At 73.7% G+C, this 2895-nt stretch carries 4 protein-coding genes; 1 reads left to right on the top strand and 3 read right to left on the bottom strand.

All coding sequences use genetic code 11. The features are described 5' to 3' along the window. Positions 1-344, top strand: a 344-nt coding sequence (locus ACFFNX_RS46790) for a hypothetical protein (protein ID WP_378212834.1), incomplete at its 5' end; no start/stop codon positions are given. Between the two features lie 343 nt (positions 345-687). Here ACFFNX_RS46790 and ssuE read toward each other — a convergent pair. The 3 genes from ssuE to ACFFNX_RS46775 form a co-directional block, all read right to left on the bottom strand. Beyond that, positions 688-1242, bottom strand: coding sequence for an NADPH-dependent FMN reductase (gene ssuE / locus ACFFNX_RS46785; protein ID WP_378212833.1), 555 nt, complete (start codon positions 1240-1242; stop codon positions 688-690). A gap of 43 nt (positions 1243-1285) precedes the next feature. Further along, entirely contained in the window at positions 1286-2026 is a 741-nt protein-coding gene (locus tag ACFFNX_RS46780) for an alpha/beta hydrolase (protein WP_378212832.1), read from the bottom strand. 10 nt (positions 2027-2036) lie between these two features. Next, positions 2037-2895: acyl-CoA dehydrogenase family protein (locus ACFFNX_RS46775; protein WP_378212831.1), on the bottom strand; the 859-nt coding region annotated here is incomplete at its 5' end.

Here is a 2895-nt window from a genome sequence, read left to right as displayed (position 1 = left end):
TCATGTCCCACTCGTCCCACGGGCGGCGCAGCACCGAGACGGCCACGGCCGTCTCTTCGCCATGCGGACCGGTCGAGCGCGGTGCCGGCGAGGTGGAGCGCGCGGGCGATCCCCGGCACGCCGTAACACCACCCGGGCCGGTCGGGCCGCGCCGATCCGTCCGGGCCCTGGAGCCGTCGGCGGACGGTGACGGCCGAGGGCCGCGAGCCCTCGTGCAGCCATTCCAGCAGCCACGCGACGATCAGCTCGATCGCCGCCTCCTGCCCCGGCCGAGCGCCGCCCGTGAGGCGATGACGGCGTTGCTCGACCGTCCGGAGGCGCCGGGCGGGCCGCGCCGACGGTGAAGAGGTACGCGGACCTGCTCTCGGCGGCGCCGTCGACCGGTTCGTCTACGGAAGGACCGCGCTCGGCGACGGGCTCAGGACCGGTCTTCTCCGGCAGGCGCTGCTCGACGCACCGATCGCCCTGTCGGACCGGATCTCCCTGCGTCCCGGAACATGGCCGGTGACCACGGACGATGGGTGGGAGACGGCGGATACCGCCTCCCCCGGGAGGTCCTCGGGACGTGTCGTCGCCTGCGGAGCGGGCCGAGGGAGGTCGCCGAGATCTCCCCCCGTGCCGGACGAGGCGCTCAGGATCGCGGACACGCTGGGCCTCTCACGACATGGTCATGACCCCGACGGGCGCTCAGCCGGCGGTCGCGAGTCGTGCGGGCGCGCCGATCTCGGCGGAGAAGTCGTCGACCAGGCGGCCGAGCGCCTCATCGGTGCCGGCCTCGACGGCCGTCGTCCCATCCTCGCGCACCGTGATGTGACGATCGAGGACGAACCATCCCTGGACGATGTGCCGTGCGCCCATCGAGGACAACACGGGTCGCAGCGCGTAGTCGATGGCCAGGACATGTGCCGTGCTCCCGCCCGTGGCCAGCGGCAGGATCGTCTTGCCCGTCAGCGCGTACTGCGGAAGCAGATCGAGCAGCGACTTGAGCAGGCCCGAGTAGGCCGCCTTGTAGACGGGGGTGCCGATGACGACGCCGTCGGCCTGATCGAACAACTCGGTGGCCGCGACGATGGCGGGGTGCCCGAAGTCCGCGCCGAGCAGCGCCTCGCCGGGCAGGGTACGGACCTCCAGCGACGTCACCTGGTGGCCCTGGGCCGCGAGCCGTACCGCCACGTGGTCGAGAAGGCGGGCGGTACGAGAGGTGACGGACGGGCTTCCGGAGACGGACAGAATGCTGGCCATGCTGACCTCACCTCACGGTGGAGAGGGTGAACGGGACGCGTACTCAGCCGAGGGTCTCGACGACCACGACGGGGGCGCGGTCCGGGGAACGCAGGCGTTCGAGCCATTGCACGACGTGGGCGGCGACGCTGCGGTGGTCGATGTCGTTGAGGACGTCGTGCCGTCCTCCCCGGACGACCGCCAGCTCGGCCGCCGGCAGCCGGGCGGCGATCGAGCGTGCGGTCGCCGGTGGGGTGACCGGATCGGCGTCGCCGTGCAGGAGGAGCACGGGCAGGCCGATCCGGTCGAGCGGGAGCTCCGCGGACAACAGCGCCGCCGGCGGCGGTGCGGACAGCGAGCCGCGGACGAACCGGCCGTCGTCGGTGAGCCGTCGCCGGTGCGTGGGGCAGGCGGTGCGCGCCTCGAGCTCTTCGTCCCAGGAGGACTGGGGCGTCGTCCCGAAGGCGGCGAGACCGGCGATGATGACACCGTCCGGCGGACGACTCCGCGCGGCGGCCAGGGCAAGAGCCTGGAGGGCGCCGGTGTCCGAGCCCGCCAGCACGATCGGCCCGGTCGCGGTCGCGGTGACCTCGTCCGCCAGCCGGGTGAGGGCGCCCAGGTCGTCGCCGGGCGTGCTGTCCGCGGCGTGGACGGCGTAGGCGTCGGCGGCGAGCCGGCGGCCCAGCCTCTCGTAGACGCCCCCGTGCTCGCCGCGTCCGGGGAACAGCAGGATGGTGCCGCGCTGATGGAGGCCGTCGGCGGGCGGCCAGGAACGCACGGTCGGCAGTGTGGTGGGTTCGGTCATGGTCGGTTCCTCAGGTGTTCTGGGCGACGCGGGCGAGCGCGGCGCGGCCGGCCGCGGCGGTGATGACGTCGTCCTGCGGGGTGTGGACTCGGGAGCACAGCACGTCCCGATAGTGCCGTTGTAGGGGGTTGTTCCGGGTCAGCCCGTTGTTGCCGATGAGAGCCACGGCGTGCTCGACGGCGGTGATCGCCGCGCGGGTGCCGAGCAGCTTGGCGGTCTCGGCACGGCCCTCGGGCAGGTCGCCCTCGTCGTACCGGCGCGCCAGGGCGTCGATGAGGTCGTTCGCGCCGGTGAGCGCGGTCTCGATCTCACCGACCGCGGTCTGGAACCGGGGCAGGGTCGCCAGCGGCGCGCCGAGCGCGGTGGGGACCCGCTCGTGCAGGAACCGCACGAGCCAGTCGCGCGCGGCTTCGGCGACGCCGAGGTAGAGGGCGGTGAGACCGAGGGAGTTCCAGACGGCCTGGTCACCGGAGGCGGGCCGTCCGGGTACGGGTTCGGCGAGATTCGCGACGGATCCGAGGGGAACCGGTACGTCGGTGAGGACCACGTCGTCGCTCCGGCTGGCTCGCAGCCCCAGGTGGTCCCAGGTCGGCTCGATGACGATTCCCGGGTCGCCGGCGCGCACGAGGAACGCGCCGACGCGCGCGGGTTCGTCGTCGGTGCGGGCCCAGACCGCCATCCAGCTCAGGGCGACGGCGCCGGTGGAGAAGGTCTTTCGTCCGGTGAGGGACCAGTGGTCGCCGTCGCGCCGGGCCGTCGTGGCGGGCAGGCCACCGCGCGCCGGCGTACCGAGGTCCGGCTCCACCCGCAGCGTGTTGACCAGCGCCGGGCCGGGCGTGGCCAGCAGCTCCCGGTAGACGGGCCCGGGC

The sequence above is a fragment of the Actinoallomurus acaciae genome, assembly GCF_042429965.1.
Lineage (GTDB): Bacteria > Actinomycetota > Actinomycetes > Streptosporangiales > Streptosporangiaceae > Actinoallomurus > Actinoallomurus acaciae.
Note: the sequence above shows the minus strand (reverse complement) of the source record. Positions and strands in the feature narration are given on the sequence as shown.